The sequence below is a fragment of the Shewanella sp. 38A_GOM-205m genome (assembly GCF_000518445.1).
GTDB classification, from domain to species: Bacteria; Pseudomonadota; Gammaproteobacteria; order Enterobacterales; family Shewanellaceae; genus Shewanella; species Shewanella algae.
The window spans coordinates 120,223-138,465 of record NZ_JADP01000004.1 but is presented as its reverse complement, the minus strand read 5'-3'; the positions used below and the strand labels follow the sequence as shown (position 1 = coordinate 138,465).

Here is an 18,243-nt window from a genome sequence, read left to right as displayed (position 1 = left end):
GTAGTGAATAATTTATTTTCCAATATAGCGCCGGGCGAGCACAATCTCCAGCCGTCTAACAAGGAGAACCCCATGCCTGATGTTGTTATTGCCTTTTTCGGTCTAGGCCTGTTGGCCGGTCTGCTCAAATCGGATCTCAGAGTCCCCGAATCCACCTACGAAACCCTTTCCATACTGTTAATGCTGACCCTGGGCCTCAAGGGCGGCATGGCGCTGCACGGCCACACAGATCAGCTGTCCTTTGCCGAGCTGGGGTTAGTGATAGGTCTGGGACTGGCTATCCCGCTGGCGCTGTATCCCATATTGAAAAAAGTGGTTCGCCTGCCACAGAGCGATGCCATCAGTATTGCCGCCCACTACGGTTCGGTCAGTGCCGGGACTTTTGCCGTTGTCTACGCCATGACAGAGCAGCTGGGCTGGCCACTCAAGCCCGAAACCACTCTCTATCTGGTACTGCTGGAGCTGCCATCCATCATAGTCATGTTGTGGCTCTATCGACGCCTGAACCGGGATAAGCCTGGACGCAGCGGTAATATCCTGCTGGAAGCGCTTACCAGCCGTGGGGTGATATTGCTGGGGGGCGGCGTGCTTATCGGATGGGGCTACGGCTCCGAGGGCTTGGCCTCTTTGAGCCCTGTGCTGATGCAGGGATTCAAGACCTTGCTGGCGCTGTTCCTGCTGGAGATGGGATTGTGTACCGCCAGGGTTTGTGCTCCGCTGCCCTTGAGTCACTGGCGCCTGTTGGCATTCGCTGCCGTCACGCCTTTCGTACTCGCCTGGGTGGGGATCATTACAGGTCACGCCCTGGGGCTGCCCGCCGGTTCGGCACTGGTACTGGCCGGCCTCTGTGCCAGCGCCTCTTATATTGCAGCACCGGCGGCGATCCGCGCGGCCATCCCATCGGCCAATATCGGCGTGGCCATGCTGGCCTCGCTGGGGGTTACCTTTCCGATTAACCTGTTGATAGGGCTTAATCTTTACCGTCAATGGGTGGCCTGGATTTACGGGCTCTGAATCTGTTCCTGCGGCGTGGGCTCAGACTCGAGTAGCAGCTTGAGATTGCTGAGCCCGCGCAGCAGATCCGTGGCGATCATGGTTTCAAAGTCAACAAACAGAAACATCAGATTCGTCGGGTAATCCAGGTGCCCCTTAAAGCTCCAACTGAGGTTGGTTCTATTGCCTTCATAAGGCTCAAACAGCATGTAGGCAGGTTCAGTGGCCTCGAAGGGAGTCAGAAACCTGAGCTCATAATCGATGCGCTTGTTAGTTTCCATGGCGACTATCTCCTGCTCGCCTTGGCCCACCTCCGGGTTATCACTCTTCCAGGCAGAGACAAAACCGACAGTGCCGTCAACGCCGCGATAGCTGCGTTTCATCGCCGGATCCATCTTGGCCCAGATGCTGAAGTTATCTTGATTTTTCAGATACTTCACATAGTCATAGACCTCAGCCACCGGGCGGTTTATCACCACATTGGTGGTCACCTGGTAGTCGCTTTTGACAAACAGGGCGGCAATCAGCGGCACAGCCACTATCAGTGCCAACAGGATAAACAGTGTCTTGATAAAACGCATAAGGATTCTCCAAACAAGTTTTCTTCCGACAACAATTACTTGCCTGAGTATATCCTGCAAGCAGACCAAAAAGTAACCAAGTCGTTAGAGATTGAAATAGCCTTCTTGAAACCGCCTGCACAAACAAACCCTGGCCGAGAAGCGAACCAAGCCACAAATCCCCTCAGGCGATTTGTTGTGCAAATGCTTTTAGGTTACAGTCACCTGTAAACATGGACGTCTAATCAAGGGACTGTAATGGGATTTATCCTGGCGCCATTGCTTGTTATCTGGCTGGCAATACTGACTGTGGCGGGTTACCAGGCCACTTTATACTTCAAAGAAACTTTCAGCCTCAGCGGGCTGTTGGCATTTTCCAGTGTCAGTTTGCTTTGCGCCGCCCTCTATTTCCTGCTCCATTTCCGACGCTATCAGGACGCCGAATCCTTGGGTGCCTTCGATATCAGCATGGAACTGCTGTTTAACCCCATAAGCGGTGGCATCTGCGTATTGGCGCTGCTGCTGATCTGGCTGGTGCCCATGGGGGTTTGCAAGCCTCTACTGCTGGCACTGGTACTTGGCCTGGCTATCGCCACCCTGGCCGGGGTCGTTTATGAGGAGAGCTTTATGACAAAACATGGGATTCAACGCACTTACTGAACAAGATATAGTGCGAGCTGTGATTTCCGGCCACTGAGGCCACATCAACCCAAGGAGAGAGAATGATCAAACTCAGCAATAAAGAAACCGGCGCTTTTATCGGCCATATCTCTGAGCAGCAGCTGCAGTATCTGATCGACAACCTGGTAGAAGAGCATGATGCCGACCAGGATTACTGGCTGAACCGCACTCAAATAGAAACCTTCAAGGCCAGCGGTGCTGATGCCGAGCTCGTCAACCTGTTGGAAACGGCCATGGGCGAAGCCGATGAGCTGGAGATCCTCTGGCAGCACCAGGGCTAAAGCCAAGTTTGCGCCAACAGTAAAAACGCTCCTTTATCAAGGGGCGTCTTTATTTGTTGTTAATAGCAAAGATAAAAATAGTTAACCGATAATAGCCTTCAAGAGCACCCCTAAAATAACTCCTAGTAGACTCATGGTTCCGGCTATCCACCAACGAGTTTCCTTTTTATGGGCAATTTCGCTTGAGTGAAGGTTAATGGCAGTGGTTACCAATGTTGATATATCAGAGTTACTCAAAGGGTTCCTTGAAATGCGTGCTTTCTTTTCAGAACATAGCCCCCGAAACTCTTCTCTTGATATTTTTTCTTCTTTATCAATATCATATAATTTTTGATAATTCCTGCGCCAAACAAGAGATGCCTTAGTTCTAGTTTGATCCAAACGAAAAAATTCAGGATGTTGCTCAAATATCCTTTTCCAATATTCTCCCTGACTTTCATCGCCAGATATACGATCAGCCCAACCAGAAAACTCCAACTTGTAAAACTTATATGTTCCCATAACCTGTATTGCGGCTATGACATCAGCTAGACGATTTTTATTATCAATGTACGGGGTATTACTCATATTGCTTTACTTTGTCCCACTTAAGGTTAATTCTCTTTTGATTCAACGTCATAGCGCTCGGCCTACTATAGGGAATGAACCGAAAAGTTAAGTTTATGACTTCCCACTAAAATTTAGCCCACAACCCAGCTCAGTTCGGGTAAACGGCTGAGATCCAGCTTGTCGCCTTCGGTCGCTATGGCCGAGGCCTGGGGTCTGGGTTTGGACTGCACACCATCGGCATGTTCCAGCACACTCAGGAGTTGCCGCTGGGCATCCGGCTCACCGTGAACCAGAATGAGTGGCGGCGCCCCTTCAAACTCACGATACCAGCGCAGTAATTCAGCCTGATCCGCATGGGCCGACAATCCACCGACTGTGTGAATTCTGGCGGCGACATTCACCGAATTGCCGTTGATGGTGAGCTCACTGGCGCCATCGACCAACAGCCGCCCCGGGGTTCCCAGTGCCTGAAAACCACAGATAATAATGTCGCACTCGGGCCGCCACAGGTTGTGTTCCAGATGACAGCGGATACGACCGCCGTTACACATGCCGCTGCCGGCAATAATGATAAGCCCCTGGTGTACGTCGTTGAGTTCCATCGACTCTTCGGTACTTTGGATAAACTCTATTCCAGACAGCAGCGGGTGCTGCCCCGGGTGTTGATGCACGAAGCGCTTGAAGTCCTCGTCCATCAAGGGATAGTTATTGATATACACCTTGGTGGCCTCTATGGCCATGGGGCTGTCGAGGCAGATTTTCCAGCGTGACAGATCCCACTCCCCGGCATAGAGGTGAAACAGATACAAAAGCTCCTGCGCCCGGCCAACCGAGAAGGCAGGGATCAGGATATTACCACGGCTCTCACTGATGGCTGTAGCGAAGATCCCCTTGAGTTCTTCCAGGGTCGCCTCCCAACTCCGGTGCAACCTATCGCCATAGGTACTTTCCATCAGCACCAGATCGGCCTGCTGGATCAGCGTCGGGTCTCTCAGAATCGGCATACCGGCACGGCCGAGATCGCCACTGAACACCAGTTTTTTCTGGGTGTTGCCATCATTGATCCACAGCTCCAGTAGCGCCGAACCCAGAATATGGCCGGCATCACTCAAACACAGGGTCACACCGGGAATGGGATCCAGCTTGGTGCCATAGTCCAGTGGAATAAAACGGGTCAGTGCCAGTTCGACATCTTCTTCGGTGAATAGCGGCTCTATCGGTTCGAGATCTTGCTTGGCACGTTTGCGGTTCTGCCGCTCGGCATCACGCTGCTGCAGCATGGCGGCATCCTTGAGCATGATGGCGCACAGCTCCATGGTAGCCTTATGAGTGTAGATGGGGCCGCTAAAACCCTGCTTCACCAGCAGGGGCAAGCGCCCCGAATGGTCTATATGGGCGTGGCTCAACACCACGGCAGTCAGGGATTCAGGAGCAAAGGGAAAGGCTTCATGGTTACGCAGTTCATCCTGCCGCCCTCCCTGAATAAGACCACAATCCAACAGCAAGCTTTCGCCGTTGACCCGCAACAGATGGCAGGAGCCTGTGACTTCCTGGGTGGCGCCCCAAAACTGCAAACTCATGGACATGACACTTCCCTCTTTGAAACAATTCGGCCAATACAGCTGCGGAAAAACTCTGCCGCACCTTCCCTAAGCCTATGCCCTTATGGAAAAAAGTGACACTCCCTTATAGTCTAATTTTGCAGTGGATCATTGCGCCTCATGCTCTTCCGGCAGACCACGGGAGATAACCAATGTCAGCAGTAACATGGCGCTGGAAACCCAAAGACAAGCCTCCAGCCCCCACCACTGAAACAGCGCACCGGAAAGCACTGTGCCCAGCAAGCGCCCGGCGGCGTTGGCCATGTAGTAGAACCCCACATCCAGGGATACCCCATCCTCACGGGCATAACTGACAATCAGAAAACTGTGCAGCGAAGAGTTCACCGCAAACAAGGCGCCGAACAGCAACAGGCCGCCGATTAGCCAGGCGTGCGAGTATTGGCTACCAAGCCCAAGGGCGATAAGTGCGGGCACCAGAGCGAGCAGGCCGCACCAGAAGAGCGCCGCCGCCCGTCCCGGCAAGGCCGAGCCTTTATGCTTGCCGACTGTCTTGCCGTCAGCCTTGGCGGTCAGCCTGGGCGCCAGGGCCTGCACCAAGCCGTAGGCGATAATCCAGCCGGCCAGAAAGCCCCCCACCTGCCAGTGATCCCAGCCAAATTGGCTGGCCAGATACACGGGCAAGGCCACCACAAACCAGATATCCCTGGCGGCAAACAGAAACAGCCTGGCCGCAGAGAGAATGTTCACTGCCCGGCTCTTGGAAAAAAGCTCACTGAACTTGGGCTTATTCTTGGCCTGGCCCAGTTCCGCCTTGAGAAACAGCAGCGAGCTCAGCCACACCAAGGTCAAAACAGCGGCCATGGCGGCAATGGCACCGGCAAACCCCAGCAGGCTAAGCAGGGCGCCGCCGAGGAAGAAACCTATCCCCTTGAGGGCGTTCTTGGAACCGGTCAGCAGCGCCACATAGCGATACAGGGTCTGCCCCGCTTGGGCCGCATCCTTGGGTACCAGGGTCTTGATGGCACTCTTGGCACTCATCTTGTTGAGATCTTTGGCAATCCCCGACAGCGCCTGGGCCGCCATTACCCAGGGAATGGTCAGCCAGGCCTGAGGCACCAACAGCATGGCCAGCGCCACTATCTGCAGCCCAAGGCCGATACTCATGGTGCGGTTGAGCCCCAAACGGGCACCGAGCCAGCCGCCCAACAGATTGGTGACCACACCGAAAAACTCATAGAAGAGAAACAGCATGGCAATGGCCAGCGCACCGTAACCCAACTGATAGAAATAGAGCACCACCAGCATGCGTAGCGCACCATCTGTCAGGGTAAAGGCCCAGTAGTTGCCGGTGATCAGCAGATATTGGCGCAGCGCCGGACTCATTTCAGCCATGGTGTTGTCCTTCAGGCATCCCGGTCCAAACGGCCTACCATCAGAGCCAATTCGGCGGTGCGATTGGCATAGCCCCATTCGTTGTCATACCAACAGTAGAGTTTGAGCTGAGTGCCGTTGATCACCATGGTAGACAGCCCATCCACTATGCAGGAGCGGGGATCTGTCTTGTAGTCCACCGACACCAGCGGCCGCGACTCGAAGCCGAGAATGCCCTTGAGCTCAGTCTCGGCCGCCTGTTGCAGCAAGTCGTTGACCTGTTGCTCTGTCACTGTTTGCTCCAGTTCAAACACACAGTCGGTCAGCGAGGCGTTGGCCAGTGGCACCCTGACCGCATGGCCGTTGAGGCGGCCTTTCAGCTCAGGGAAGATATGGGTAATGGCGGTGGCACTGCCTGTGGTGGTCGGGATCAGGCTCTGGCCACAGGAGCGGGCACGGCGCAGATCCTTATGGGGCGCATCCAATATGGTCTGGGTATTGGTGATGTCGTGAATTGTGGTCATGGAGCCATGACGAATACCGAAGTTCTCATGGATGACCTTGACCACAGGCGCCAGACAATTAGTGGTACAGGATGCGGCTGTTACTATCGGATGCCTGGCCGGGTCGTAACACTGATGATTCACCCCCATCACCAGATTGGCGACGCCGTCCTCTTTCACAGGCGCTGTCACCACCACTCGTTTGACCCCTTGATCAAGATAGGCCTGCAGCAGCGCCTTGGTTTTCATCTTGCCCGAGGCCTCAATCACCAGATCGCATTGAGACCAATCGCTGTCTGCAATGGCCTGATTGCGACTGGTCGCTATCCGCCGCCCGGCTATAACTATGGTACTGCCCTCATGCTCGACTGGGTGCGACCAACGGCCATGAACCGAGTCAAACTCCAACAGGTGCGCCAGGGTGGCGGCATCGCCGGCAGGGTCGTTGATCTGCACAAATTCGAGTTCCGGCCAATCCCAGGCAGCCCTCAAGGCCAGCCGTCCCATGCGGCCAAAGCCGTTAATTCCCACCTTTATTGTCATCTCAGTTCTCCGTTAATTTATTGGCCGCTGGCCAGTTACCGCGGCGGCGATTGGCAAACGCCACCAGGGATAGCATCACAGGCACTTCCACCAGTACCCCGACGACTGTGGCCAGCGCCGCTCCCGAGTGCAGACCAAAGAGGGAGATAGCCACGGCAACCGCCAGTTCGAAAAAGTTGGATGCCCCTATCATGCAGGCCGGAGCGGCTATGTTGTGGGGCAGGCGCAAACGCTTCGCCAACCACCAGGTCAGCAGGAAAATACCGTAAGTCTGCAGTAACAGTGGAATGGCTATCAGCACAATATTTTGTGGCTGGGCCACTATGGTTTCGGCTTGCAATGCAAACAGCAATACCACAGTCAGCAGCAGCCCCAATATCGACCAGGGCTTGAGTCTGGACAGCAAGGCCGTAATCGCCTCTGGCCGGCTATTGAGGTGTTTGCGGGTCCAGATCCCCGCCAATAGAGGCAGCAACACATACAAAGCCACAGACAGAATCAAGGTTTCCCATGGTACCTGAATATCGCTCACCCCCAGCAGCAGTGCCGACAGTGGTGCAAAGGCAAAAATCATGATCACATCATTGACCGATACCTGCACCAGAGTGTAGTTGGCATCGCCCCGGGTCAGTTGACTCCAGACAAACACCATGGCGGTACAAGGAGCGACTCCGAGAAGGATCATCCCGGCGATATACTCCTGCGCCGTTTGCGGCTCCACCCAAGGGGCAAACAGAAAACGGAAAAAGAGCCAGCCGAGCAGCGCCATGGTAAAAGGCTTCACCAACCAGTTGATCACCAGCGTCAGCAGCAATCCCTTGGGATTTCGGCCAACATCCTTGATAGCGGAAAAGTCAATTTGCACCATCATGGGATAGATCATCACCCAGATAAGCACGGCGATCACCAGATTGACATGGGCGTATTCCAGCGCCGCCACCGCGGCAAATACATTAGGTGCCAGATAACCCAGTGCTATCCCAGCTAAAATACACAGCCCTACCCACAGGCTGAGCCAACGTTCAAAAATTCCCATACATCTCCCCTCTCCGGTCCCCCGGCGGTTAACTTCCGGCGCTCAAGTGATAGATTCCGGCCGGTTTCAACAGCAAGCTTGCGGCCTCGAGGCCATGGCCTCCAGCCGAGTCAGCTCATCAGCAATAAAGCCAGGGTTGGCCGTCAGTGTGTCCCGCAGCAACTGCTCGCACCAGGGTGCCAGCTCGGGGCTGAGACGATAAAACACCCATTGGCCCCGGCGTCTGTCCTGCAGCAGCCCCTGAGTTCGCAGCTGCGCCAAATGACGGGAGATCTTCGGTTGACTCAAGGCCAGGGCCTCAGTCAACTCGCAGACACAAAGCTCTCCCTGCTGCAGGATCAACAGCAGACTGCGCAGCCGGGTTTCATCGGCCAAGGCTTTGAAAAAAATGGTTAGTTCCATGATAAATGCCACTCCTTAAGGCCAATGATCGGCCTGCCATACATCTGCCAATTTCAGTTGGTCACTCAAATAAGCACCTTCAGCAACCCGGAGAATATATGGATAAACAGATATATGATAAATCATATATAAAAACGCCTATAGTTCAAGCGCTATTTTGAGGAGTTTGTCGGGTTGGAATTGGAGATCTGCCCCAGGGGTTACACGGGTTTGCAGTGGTTCGCTTGGCAGAAGCCGACGCTATCGTAAATTAATTTTAAACCCTAATTATTTCCGGTTTATTTCAGAACCAAATCAGAAAATTGTTATAGCTCAAATATAGAACCTATCGCTTGCCTTATAATTGTATGCAATATATTAAAAATTGAAAAAACTAAAAAAACCACAACACAAACAACTGATTTAAATGAAAATACTCATTTAAATCCAGTTTAAAACCTAGTATTCCACTCAGATATAAACTTGATCATTTTCTGATAAACATGAATAATATCGTTCGAACCAAAACCATTTGAACACTAATCAATAGATTGGTTAGCCTTCAAGTGGTTTTTCGTTAGCCCAACTTCAGATGAAACTTAAGGAAGGAGAATCACGATGAATGCCAACAGCTCACAGGAGTCTGACAGTCATCTTTCACGCTACCAAATCAGCCTCAGAGATAAAGCCAAGTACCTGATCCAATTAGGGTGTTTCTGGCTCGTACTCTCAACCTACCTGTACCCATTCTGCAAACAAAAACTCAATCAAGCCTTCACTGGCAATAACGGGCACTAATCTATGGATTATTCGAGTTATATCTCTTTGGCCATCTACTTTGTGGTCATGCTGGCGATAGGCCTGTTTGCCTATCGCAATTCTACCGATGATATTTCGGGCTACATTCTCGGCGGCCGTCAGGTCAGCCCTCAGGTCACGGCACTGTCGGCCGGCGCTTCCGATATGAGTGGTTGGATGCTGATGGGTCTGCCGGGCGCCATGTTTGTTATCGGCTTCGACACCATCTGGATTGCGCTTGGCCTGCTTATCGGCGCTTGGTTCAACTATCTGCTGGTGGCGCCCAGGCTCAGGGTTTATACCCAGGAAGCAGATGACGCCCTGACACTGCCGGACTTTTTCAGCAAGCGCTTCGAGAAGAAAAACGGCTCGGTGCGGATGATTTCTGCAGCGGTGATCATACTCTTCTTTACTCTCTACACCTCTGCCGGTCTGGTCGCCGGGGGCAAACTGTTTGAATCCGCCTTCGGCCTGAGTTACCAGCTAGGCCTGGTGATCACTGTTTCAGTGGTGGTGGCCTACACCCTGCTGGGGGGCTTTCTGGCCGTCAGTATGACCGACTTTGTGCAGGGCTGTATTATGTTTGTCGCCCTGGTGATGGTGCCTATAGTGGCTTTTCAGGAGTTCAACAATGGCACAGAGATGATGGCGCAGGCCAATCACACCATAGTGCCTCTGTCTGAATCTGTGGAGAAAATGAGCCTGCTGGCGATTGTTTCCAGCATGGCCTGGGGACTGGGTTATTTCGGCCAGCCACATATCATAGTGCGCTTTATGGCAATTCGTTCGGTGAAAGATATCAAGACGGCCCGCAACATAGGGATGAGCTGGATGTTGGTGACCATACTCGGCGCCCTGGCCACAGGCCTTATCGGTGTCGCCTATGTCAACAAGTTCCACCCTGGGCTGCAGGACCCGGAAACCATCTTTATTCTGTTCTCGGAAATTCTGTTCCACCCCTTGGTGAGTGGCTTCCTGCTGGCGGCGATTCTGGCGGCCATCATGAGCACCATCTCCTCACAGCTGCTGGTGTCATCCAGTTCGCTGACAGAGGATGTCTACCGCGCCGTGTTCCACAAGGACATAGACGAGAAGAAGCTGGTTAACATAGGTCGCCTCGGGGTGTTTGCCGTTGCCGCCGTGGCCACTTTACTGGCACTGGACAGCGACAGCAGCATATTGTCACTGGTGAGTAACGCCTGGGCCGGTTTCGGTGCCGCCTTCGGGCCACTGGTGCTGTTCAGTCTATTCTGGTCGAAGATGACCCACTCGGGTGCCGTCGCCGGTATCCTCACCGGCGCCATCACTGTGCTGCTGTGGATCCTGCTGCCTGTCTTGCCCGATGGCAAGACACTCTCCAGCGTGATCTACGAGATAGTTCCCGGCTTTATCATAAGCTCTGCGGCGATAGTGCTGGTCAGCCACTTTAGCCAGGATCCCTCACACTCAGTGCAGAAGACCTTCCACGCTACCCGGGAAAAGTTGCAGCAGGTCGGCTGATAGCTGGATAGTACAAATCCCGTTATAGACCCGGTGGCAGACGCCGGGTCTAGCTTCAATCCCCAATCCGCTTCGAAGTAACACCTCAAACAGGTTAAGGAAGTTATGAATAAGCAACCAAGGCAACGAATTGTTTTAAAAGTCGGCAGCGCCCTGATTGCCCCTGACAGACAGGGCTGTAGCTCGCGCTATCTGCTGGCCATAGCCCAATTCATTGTGCGCTGCCGCGCTAAAGGCATTCAGACCATACTGGTTTCTTCCGGCTCAATTGCCGCCGGAGCCCACAGATTTCCGCTCAAACCTGGCAGTGAAGCCAATAGCCCTGAGGCCCAGGTAGTACTGAAAAAAGCCATGGCCGCCGCCGGGCAGACTGAGATGATGGCGACCTGGGATAAGTTTTTCGACTTTCCCACGGCGCAAATTCTGCTGACCCATGGCGATCTGCGCGACAGAGAGCGTTACCTGTCGATTAGGGAAACCGTGTTTACCCTGCTGGATCACGACATACTGCCGATCCTCAACGAAAACGATACCGTCACCACAGATGCACTCAAGGTGGGTGACAACGATAACCTGTCAGCCATGGTGGCAGCCGCGGCCGACGCTGATACCTTAGTGATCTGCTCGGATATTGATGGCCTCTACAACAAGAACCCGCATCTGCACAGCGATGCCGAGCTGCTGCCCGAGGTCAATAAAATCGATGCCGCCATCTATGCCATGGCCGGCGGCAGTCACAGCGATGTCGGTACCGGCGGTATGCGCACCAAGATAGAAGCGGCGGAAAAGGCCAGCTCCCACGGCATTGATACCTATATAGTCAACGGCTTCAAAGAGGAGAGCTTTAATGCCCTGTTGTCGGGCCGCAATCCCGGCACCCTGTTCCGGGCATCCGAAACTCCGTTGCAGGAGCGGATGCATTGGCTGACCCACACTGTCAGGGCTCAAGGGGAAGTGATAGTCGCCGCCGATGAGGAGATGGACAGCGCCAAGAATTGCGCCGAGCTTTCCAGCAATGAAGTACTTGAGGTCAAGGGCAACTTTGCCGCCGGCGATACCATACTGCTGCGCAGCGACGACGGCACCCGTCTGGCCAAGGCCCGCAGCAACTACAGCAGCAGCCTGCTGAGTTTTATCGCCGAGCGGGAAGACCCTGAACTGGCCGACAGCTTCACCGACAGCCTGGGCGGCATAGTCTCGGAAAAAGATATCGCCCTACTCAGTAAAACGCCGCAACTGGAGAAATAGCAGCGGCCCGCCACCAGAGTAGCGCAACGAACAAAGGAGGACCCTAATGAGTCTGATAACCACACTGGCAAGCTCAGCGGCCAAGGCGGCCAGGGAGCTGGCACTAATAGATACCCAAACCAAAAATCAGGTGCTGAAAGCGATGGCCCGGGCGCTTCTCGCTGAAAATGACAATATTCTCAAGGCCAATGAGGAAGATCTCCTTGCGGCCCGCAACGCAGGTCTCAGCGACGCCATGCTCGACCGTCTGACCCTGACGCCAGAGCGGATCGCCGCCATGGCCAGTGGCATAGATACCATAGTCGAGCTGGACGATCCCGTGGGTCAGCGCCGCGAGCTGGGCCGCCGTCCCAACGGTATTCAGATAAGCAAGCTCAGAGTGCCGCTCGGGGTGGTCTGTATGATCTATGAGGCGCGCCCCAATGTGACCGCGGATGCCGCAGCGCTGTGTTTCAAATCGGGCAACGCGGTAATACTGCGCGGCGGTAAAGAGGCGCTCAACTCCAGCCTGGCGATAGCCAAAGTGCTGCACAAAGTACTGCAGGAGTTCAAACTGCCGACCGCGCTGGTATCCGTGGTGCCGGATCCCGACCGCGCCCTGATGCTGGAACTGTTGCAACAGCGCGACTATATCGACCTGGTGATCCCAAGAGGCGGCGAAGGCCTAATCAACTTTGTCAGCGACAACTCTAAAATTCCGGTTATCCAGCACTTTAAAGGCGTTTGTCACCTCTATGTCGACAGAGATGCCGATGTGGAAAAGGCGCTCAACCTGCTGCTCAACGGCAAGACCCAGCGCACCGGTGTCTGTAATGCCCTGGAGGGCCTGTTGGTACACAAGGATATCGCCAAAGTCTGGCTGCCTATCGCCGCTCAGGCCTTGGCCGACAAGGGGGTGAAGATCAATGCCGATGAGAAGGCGGCGCCCTTCTTCGACCAGGCCACTGTGCTGACGGAAGAGGAGTTCGGCCAGGAATACCTGAGCCTGGAAATCGCCGTATGCCAGGTAGACTCGCTGGCGGATGCCATGGAGCATATCGCCCGCTTCGGCAGCCACCATACCGAGGTGATCTGCACCGAAAGCCAGCAAGCGGCGCAACAGTTTCAGCAAGGGGTCGATGCCTCTGTGGTGATGGTCAACGCCTCATCGCGCTTCAGCGACGGCAGCGAGCTTGGGCTTGGTGCCGAAATCGGTATCGCCACCACCAAGCTGCATGCCTACGGCCCCATGGGACTGGAGTCATTGACCACGGAGAAATTCCTGGTCAATGGCACAGGTCAGACACGCGACTGAGGAAGGGTTTGGCAATAGCGGGGCTTATTGCCAAACCGCTATTGTCTTATAAACACAAGAGATTGTCCGCTGCATAGCGAGCCCTGCCACTGAGGCTAATATAGCTTCAGGCCTCGATGCAGCCCATCACCTGCGGTGCGGATGGGCAGGAAGCCCGAATGCCGTGAAGGACAGGACGTCCGAGAACGGCCTTTCGCACAGGCGATCCTGTGACACGGCGTGAATACGTCCCTGTAGCCTCGACGAAAACATATATGGACCCATCCGGTTTGCAAGACATTCGATATCAATTTTGAGAAGAGTTCATTGCACCCATATATTCGGCCTGTTGTTGAGGGATTCCTCTGGCCCTGATGGATATTTGCTTCTACTGTCCTTATCATCCCTGCGGCTTCATCAGAGCCAATGTTTTCGTAAGGTTTTTAGTAGATCAGTCTGACTGTCTCATCATCAAATCAAGTGTCTTAGCAACTTGCTGGTTAGTTAATCGTTAACATAATAAGTACATTTGATGTTGTTACATCGCGAGCCGAAACTCTTCTTCACGTGCCGCGATAACCCATGACATTCTCGCGAGTTTATTGGCGATGGCCACACACGCACGATTGAAACCTCGGCGCTCCGCTAGCTGGATAGCCCAGCAACTCAACTTATCCGACTTACTCCCACTGTGTCGCAACACTGCTCTGGCGCCGTGGATGAACAGCGTACGTAAATAGGCATTTCCCCGCTTACTTATCCCAAGGAGGTTATCTTTACCTCCGCGACTGTGTTGCTTGGGAACCAAGCCACACCAAGCTGAAAAGTGTCTACCATTACTGAAATCTTTACCGTCACCCACTGCAGCATAAATCGCCGTAGCGGTGACAGGCCCAACACCAGGAATAGTCTGTAATCGCTGACAAACCACATTGTTTTGAGTTTCGTTTAGTACTTGGGTGTCACAACTCTTAAGCCGTTTATCTATATCAGTAAACTCTTCATATAACTGATAAAAAATCGCCCGACCTTTGGTGGTCAGTGTATTGGCTTCATCGACCAAAATATCAGGTAACTGGGCTTTAAAAGCAGATTTACTTTTGGTAATGACAATACCGTATTCTGCTAACATGCCTCGCACTTGGTTGATTAAGGCTGTTGATTGTTTAGTTAATCGTTCGCGCATTCGGTGGAGCAGTTGCACATCTTGCTGCTCGACGCATTTAGGTTTTACAAAACGCATGTTGGGTCGCTGCGCAGCCTCCGCAATGGCTAGCGCATCGTTGTAGTCATTTTTATTACCTTGCCTAAAAGGAACCACATACTGCGGGGCAATTAACTTAACTACGTGCCCAAATTGCTCGAGTTCTCTGGCCCAATAACTTGCGCCGCCACACGCCTCCATAACGATAAGGCAAGGCTCAATTTTCGCGACAAAGGGCAGCAAGTCTTTGCGTCTAAGCATTTTCTTTTTGATTAACTTGCCTGCTTTATCGACGCCAACAGCATGAAAAACAGACTTTGCGATATCTAAACCTATTGTAGTAATCTTCATAGGTGGACCCGTCCTCTTTCTGATGAGTTTTAGCGACCACATCGTGGCCCATTGCGAGGTCGATTTAAAGTGGATGGGTCCATTCCATTATCCCTGTTTTCGACGGTCACAGTCCCGCCTATGCCTGGAAAATAGGTGTATGTCTGTAGGTATACAAGCAATTTCAAGCAGCGCTATGATTGCAGAATTGCACCAATTCCCCTCGGTGTAGCCGAAAGCCGTTGGCGCATAATAAGGCGGCAGAAACATGGATGCCGAATCAGCGCCCAAGCTCCCGGGGTGCAGCCTCATTAGTCTCTATCGCGAACAGAGTTTTGCCCCAGTAAACAAAGCCTCCCCGTGGCAAAAGGTTGCGACTGAGGTAAAATAGCCCATCTTTTGTCGGCGGCATCTCATACTGGTATGACTCCACAGCGGCTCTACCTCTCAAGCACAGCCTTTTTTGCTGCTTGCTGCTGCCCCGCCGTCGGCTCGCATTATCCCGGAAACAGGCTGATAACAATAACCCCGCCTGCCGGACTTAGCCTTAAACCCTACACCCAGAGGAATACTCGTCATGAGTCTTGCTGATTCCGTTCTAGCCGTAAACAATGATTTGCCTATCCGCACCGACAAGCCGGTTCACAGCGGAAAAGTGCGCAGTGTCTACTGGTTGACCGAGGCCGACAGCGCCAGATTGATCCGTGAAAAGGGCTATGATGTGCCCGCCGATACTCCGCTGGCGATCATGGTGATCTCGGATCGTATCTCCGCCTTCGATTGCATCTTCCACGGCGAAGAGGGTCTCAAAGGGATCCCGGGCAAAGGGGCGGCGCTCAACGCCATCTCCAACCACTGGTTCAGCCTGTTCAAGGAAAAAGGGCTGGCAGATAGCCATATTCTCGACATTCCCCATCCCTTCGTGTGGATAGTGCAAAAGGCTCGCCCGATAAAGGTGGAAGCCATTATTCGCCGCTATATTACCGGCTCCATGTGGCGCGCCTATCAAAAGGGTGAGCGGCTATTTTGCGGCATCACGCTGCCGGAAGGATTGCAAAAGGACCAGCAGCTACCCGAGTTACTGATCACCCCATCGACCAAGGGCATACTCAAGGGGATCCCCGGGGTACCGGAGCAGGATGATGTCAACATCAGCCGCGCAGATATCGAAGCCAACTTCGAGGCCTTCGGCTTTGAAAAGCCTGAAGATATCGATCTGTACGAAAAGCTGCTCAAGCAGGGATTCGAAGTCATTTCCGAGGCGCTGGCACAGCAAGATCAGATCTTTGTCGATACTAAGTTCGAATTTGGCTATGTCACTGACAAGCAAGGCCAATCCAAGCTTATCTATATGGATGAAGTGGGAACCCCAGACTCTTCACGTATTTGGGATGGCAGCGCCTACCGTGACGGTAAGATCCTCGAGAACTCCAAAGAAGGCTTCCGTCAGTTCCTGCTCAACCACTTCCCGGATCCGGATATCCTGTTGAACAAGGACAGAATGCCGGAACGTGAAGCCCTGGCCCGCGACAACGACCTGCCACTGGAGGCCATGATGAATGTCTCGCGTACCTACACAGGTATTGCCGAGAAAGTCACCGGAGCCAAGATCACTCTCTCGGATAATCCCAAGGCAGAAATCATCCGGGTACTCAAGGAACAATACGGCCTGGTGGACTAAGGCATTCTGCCGCGGCTGCTAATGAGGCAGTTTCCCGTTAAGCATAAAGCCCAGAATGTTATTACTTGTGGTTGGTAGCATATAAAAAGATCTATTCATTTAGGTCTTTTTTTATATCAATTGATCTTTACCCCGAATTTAAGACAATCACCACCGCCATAGGCAGTGGTTTGGGGTGACAATAGAAAATAATATATCTCAGTATATTCTTCATTAGCTCTCCAGATTGACAAATTAAAACCTCAACTTTATGAATCAATTCATCAATAATTTGAAAATCTAAATTTAAACAGCCACTTAACTTTTACCACAAATTAAATCATGAGTACTACACTGAACCGTCTAGCCCATTTATTCAATCAAATATCTAAGCTAAAAATTAATTCAATTTCATCATCAAGTCTTCTGCCCGTTGGTGTAAACCCAAGCTTTTGGTAAATATAGAGAGCATTCCCTTCCTCTTTATCCATTGTGGTTAGCGACACGCCTTTTAAACCAACAATGGAAGCGTATCGCTTACTGAAGTTAATCGCGTGACTCCCCAATCCCTTTCCTTGAAAACGATGGTCAATCATGACACGCCACACGTACAAATGGTCCTTTTGAAAGTGATCATCGAACTTATCGAGTAGTCTTGGATCGATAAGAGAGATGAGCCCTGCTGGCTTGTCGTCTAAATAAATGCCGTAGCTGACACTATCGTCGTTAAAACTCGCCTCTGCAAGCCATTCTGCGTTATTAGCAATAAGATGCTTTTGAAACTCTCCCACTGTAAGGTCAATAATGTCATCGATGGTGTTACCGTTTATTTTTAAAAAGCTAACGTTATTCATGGCCATCTTCCTTGGATAGGTATTTATCTAAAATTATTTTAGCAATATAAAGATCTTGATAGGCAATTCCTGAGCTATCAAAAATAGTAATGTCGTTTTCGTTCCTTTCTTTTAATTGAAGCTTGTCGCAGATCTGATATATCTCTTTATCTGGTGCATGCTGGAACTCACCAATTGTTTTGGACTGAGGTAAATAATCACAGTAGAGGATGGCATTCTCAAATAGCGATGGCGGCAGTTCCTGTTTTCCTATTTTATCTGCTCCCATTGCAGAAATATGAGTTCCAGACTTCACCCACGACGATTCAAATAGAGGAGCTGTAGACGCCGTAACGGTGACAATAATATCTGCGCTTTCACAGGCTTCTTGAGCAGTCTTGATATCAGTTGTTAAACCTTCATCGCTTAGCTCTTGCGCCAGTTGGTTAGCACTAGTCTGATTTCTACCAACAATCATGACTTTAGATAGGTTCCTAACTTTTGAAATGGCAAGCGCTTCATATTTAGCTTGATGACCCGTGCCAAATAACGCGAGTACCGTTGAATCTTGTCTCGCCAATAGATCAACTGCGATGGCATCAGCTGCAGCGGTTCGGTAGGCATTAACCAAACTTGCTGACAAAATGGCTTTCATTTCTCCCGTATCAGGTGAGAGAAGAAAAATATGAGTACCATGGTTTGGTAGCCCAACTTGGTTATTGTAAGGCCAATAACTTCCCATTTTCCAACCAAGCAATTGATCTGTGCGTGCCGATTTGAGTGAAAATATTGAACCTTCTATCTGGCCAGATGCGTTAACGACCGGAAATATTGATGAGTGCTGCTCTTGTACTGCGGAAAATGCCGCTTTGACTGCTTTGTATGCCAGTTCGTGAGTAATTAACGCTGCGGTTGTTTTTTCATCTAAATAAAGCAT

Annotated in this window: 17 protein-coding genes; 7 read left to right on the top strand and 10 right to left on the bottom strand. The window is 52.1% G+C overall.

Annotated elements, in window-relative coordinates; translation table 11 throughout:
• The first annotated feature begins 72 nt into the window (after positions 1 to 72).
• Positions 73 to 1,014, top strand: a complete 942-nt coding sequence (locus tag N512_RS0105145; protein ID WP_028779640.1) for a sodium-dependent bicarbonate transport family permease — start codon at positions 73 to 75, stop codon at positions 1,012 to 1,014.
• Here the strand turns inward: N512_RS0105145 and N512_RS0105140 are convergent.
• The gene (locus N512_RS0105140; RefSeq protein WP_028779639.1) at positions 1,002 to 1,574 is read right to left on the bottom strand and encodes an SRPBCC family protein; all 573 of its coding nucleotides are present in this window, start codon (positions 1,572 to 1,574) and stop codon (positions 1,002 to 1,004) included. The two genes, N512_RS0105145 and N512_RS0105140, sit on opposite strands and share 13 nt — an antisense overlap.
• Before the next feature lie 237 nt (positions 1,575 to 1,811).
• On the opposite strand from N512_RS0105140, the gene N512_RS0105135 reads away from it, so the two are divergent.
• Positions 1,812 to 2,213, top strand: a complete 402-nt coding sequence (locus N512_RS0105135; RefSeq protein WP_025009308.1) for a hypothetical protein — start codon at positions 1,812 to 1,814, stop codon at positions 2,211 to 2,213.
• Between the two features lie 62 nt (positions 2,214 to 2,275).
• Positions 2,276 to 2,515, top strand: coding sequence for a hypothetical protein (locus tag N512_RS0105130; RefSeq protein WP_025009307.1), 240 nt, complete (start codon positions 2,276 to 2,278; stop codon positions 2,513 to 2,515).
• An 81-nt stretch (positions 2,516 to 2,596) separates the two neighbouring features.
• Here N512_RS0105130 and N512_RS0105125 read toward each other — a convergent pair whose 3' ends face one another.
• The 6 genes from N512_RS0105125 to N512_RS0105100 all read right to left on the bottom strand — a co-directional run bounded on the left by N512_RS0105125 (position 2,597) and on the right by N512_RS0105100 (position 8,481).
• Positions 2,597 to 3,082: a hypothetical protein gene (locus N512_RS0105125; RefSeq protein ID WP_025009306.1), complete on the bottom strand. Its 486-nt coding sequence runs from the start codon at positions 3,080 to 3,082 to the stop codon at positions 2,597 to 2,599.
• 113 nt (positions 3,083 to 3,195) lie between these two features.
• Positions 3,196 to 4,650, bottom strand: a complete 1,455-nt coding sequence (locus N512_RS0105120; RefSeq protein WP_028779637.1) for an MBL fold metallo-hydrolase RNA specificity domain-containing protein — start codon at positions 4,648 to 4,650, stop codon at positions 3,196 to 3,198.
• Between the two features lie 123 nt (positions 4,651 to 4,773).
• Entirely contained in the window at positions 4,774 to 6,018 is a 1,245-nt protein-coding gene (gene arsJ, locus N512_RS0105115; RefSeq protein WP_037474254.1) for an organoarsenical effux MFS transporter ArsJ, read from the bottom strand.
• Between the two features lie 11 nt (positions 6,019 to 6,029).
• Positions 6,030 to 7,043, bottom strand: a complete 1,014-nt coding sequence (locus N512_RS0105110; protein WP_028779635.1) for an ArsJ-associated glyceraldehyde-3-phosphate dehydrogenase — start codon at positions 7,041 to 7,043, stop codon at positions 6,030 to 6,032.
• Position 7,044: 1 nt separating this feature from the next.
• Positions 7,045 to 8,079 (bottom strand): ACR3 family arsenite efflux transporter, encoded by a 1,035-nt coding sequence (gene arsB / locus N512_RS0105105; RefSeq protein WP_028779634.1) that lies wholly within the window; start codon positions 8,077 to 8,079, stop codon positions 7,045 to 7,047.
• A gap of 66 nt (positions 8,080 to 8,145) precedes the next feature.
• Positions 8,146 to 8,481: an ArsR/SmtB family transcription factor gene (locus N512_RS0105100; RefSeq protein WP_028779633.1), complete on the bottom strand. Its 336-nt coding sequence runs from the start codon at positions 8,479 to 8,481 to the stop codon at positions 8,146 to 8,148.
• A gap of 780 nt (positions 8,482 to 9,261) precedes the next feature.
• Here N512_RS0105100 and putP point away from each other — a divergent pair.
• The 3 genes from putP (at position 9,262) to N512_RS0105080 (ending at position 13,300) form a co-directional block, all read left to right on the top strand.
• The gene (gene putP, locus N512_RS0105090; RefSeq protein WP_028779632.1) at positions 9,262 to 10,758 is read left to right on the top strand and encodes a sodium/proline symporter PutP; all 1,497 of its coding nucleotides are present in this window, start codon (positions 9,262 to 9,264) and stop codon (positions 10,756 to 10,758) included.
• A 105-nt stretch (positions 10,759 to 10,863) separates the two neighbouring features.
• On the top strand, positions 10,864 to 12,006 hold the full coding sequence (proB, locus tag N512_RS0105085) for a glutamate 5-kinase (protein WP_028779631.1): 1,143 nt from the start codon (positions 10,864 to 10,866) through the stop codon (positions 12,004 to 12,006).
• A 46-nt stretch (positions 12,007 to 12,052) separates the two neighbouring features.
• Positions 12,053 to 13,300, top strand: a complete 1,248-nt coding sequence (locus tag N512_RS0105080) for a glutamate-5-semialdehyde dehydrogenase (protein WP_028779630.1) — start codon at positions 12,053 to 12,055, stop codon at positions 13,298 to 13,300.
• Positions 13,301 to 13,817: 517 nt separating this feature from the next.
• On the opposite strand, the gene N512_RS0105075 is transcribed toward N512_RS0105080, so the two are convergent.
• The gene (locus N512_RS0105075; RefSeq protein ID WP_028779629.1) at positions 13,818 to 14,834 is read right to left on the bottom strand and encodes an IS110 family transposase; all 1,017 of its coding nucleotides are present in this window, start codon (positions 14,832 to 14,834) and stop codon (positions 13,818 to 13,820) included.
• A 556-nt stretch (positions 14,835 to 15,390) separates the two neighbouring features.
• On the opposite strand from N512_RS0105075, the gene N512_RS0105070 reads away from it, so the two are divergent.
• Positions 15,391 to 16,494 (top strand): phosphoribosylaminoimidazolesuccinocarboxamide synthase, encoded by a 1,104-nt coding sequence (locus N512_RS0105070; protein WP_028779628.1) that lies wholly within the window; start codon positions 15,391 to 15,393, stop codon positions 16,492 to 16,494.
• A 359-nt stretch (positions 16,495 to 16,853) separates the two neighbouring features.
• Here the strand turns inward: N512_RS0105070 and N512_RS0105065 are convergent, their stop codons facing one another.
• Positions 16,854 to 17,327 (bottom strand): GNAT family N-acetyltransferase, encoded by a 474-nt coding sequence (locus N512_RS0105065; RefSeq protein ID WP_028779627.1) that lies wholly within the window; start codon positions 17,325 to 17,327, stop codon positions 16,854 to 16,856.
• The gene (locus N512_RS0105060) at positions 17,320 to 18,243 is read right to left on the bottom strand and encodes an ornithine cyclodeaminase family protein (protein ID WP_028779626.1); all 924 of its coding nucleotides are present in this window, start codon (positions 18,241 to 18,243) and stop codon (positions 17,320 to 17,322) included. Before N512_RS0105060 ends, N512_RS0105065 begins: the two co-directional genes overlap by 8 nt.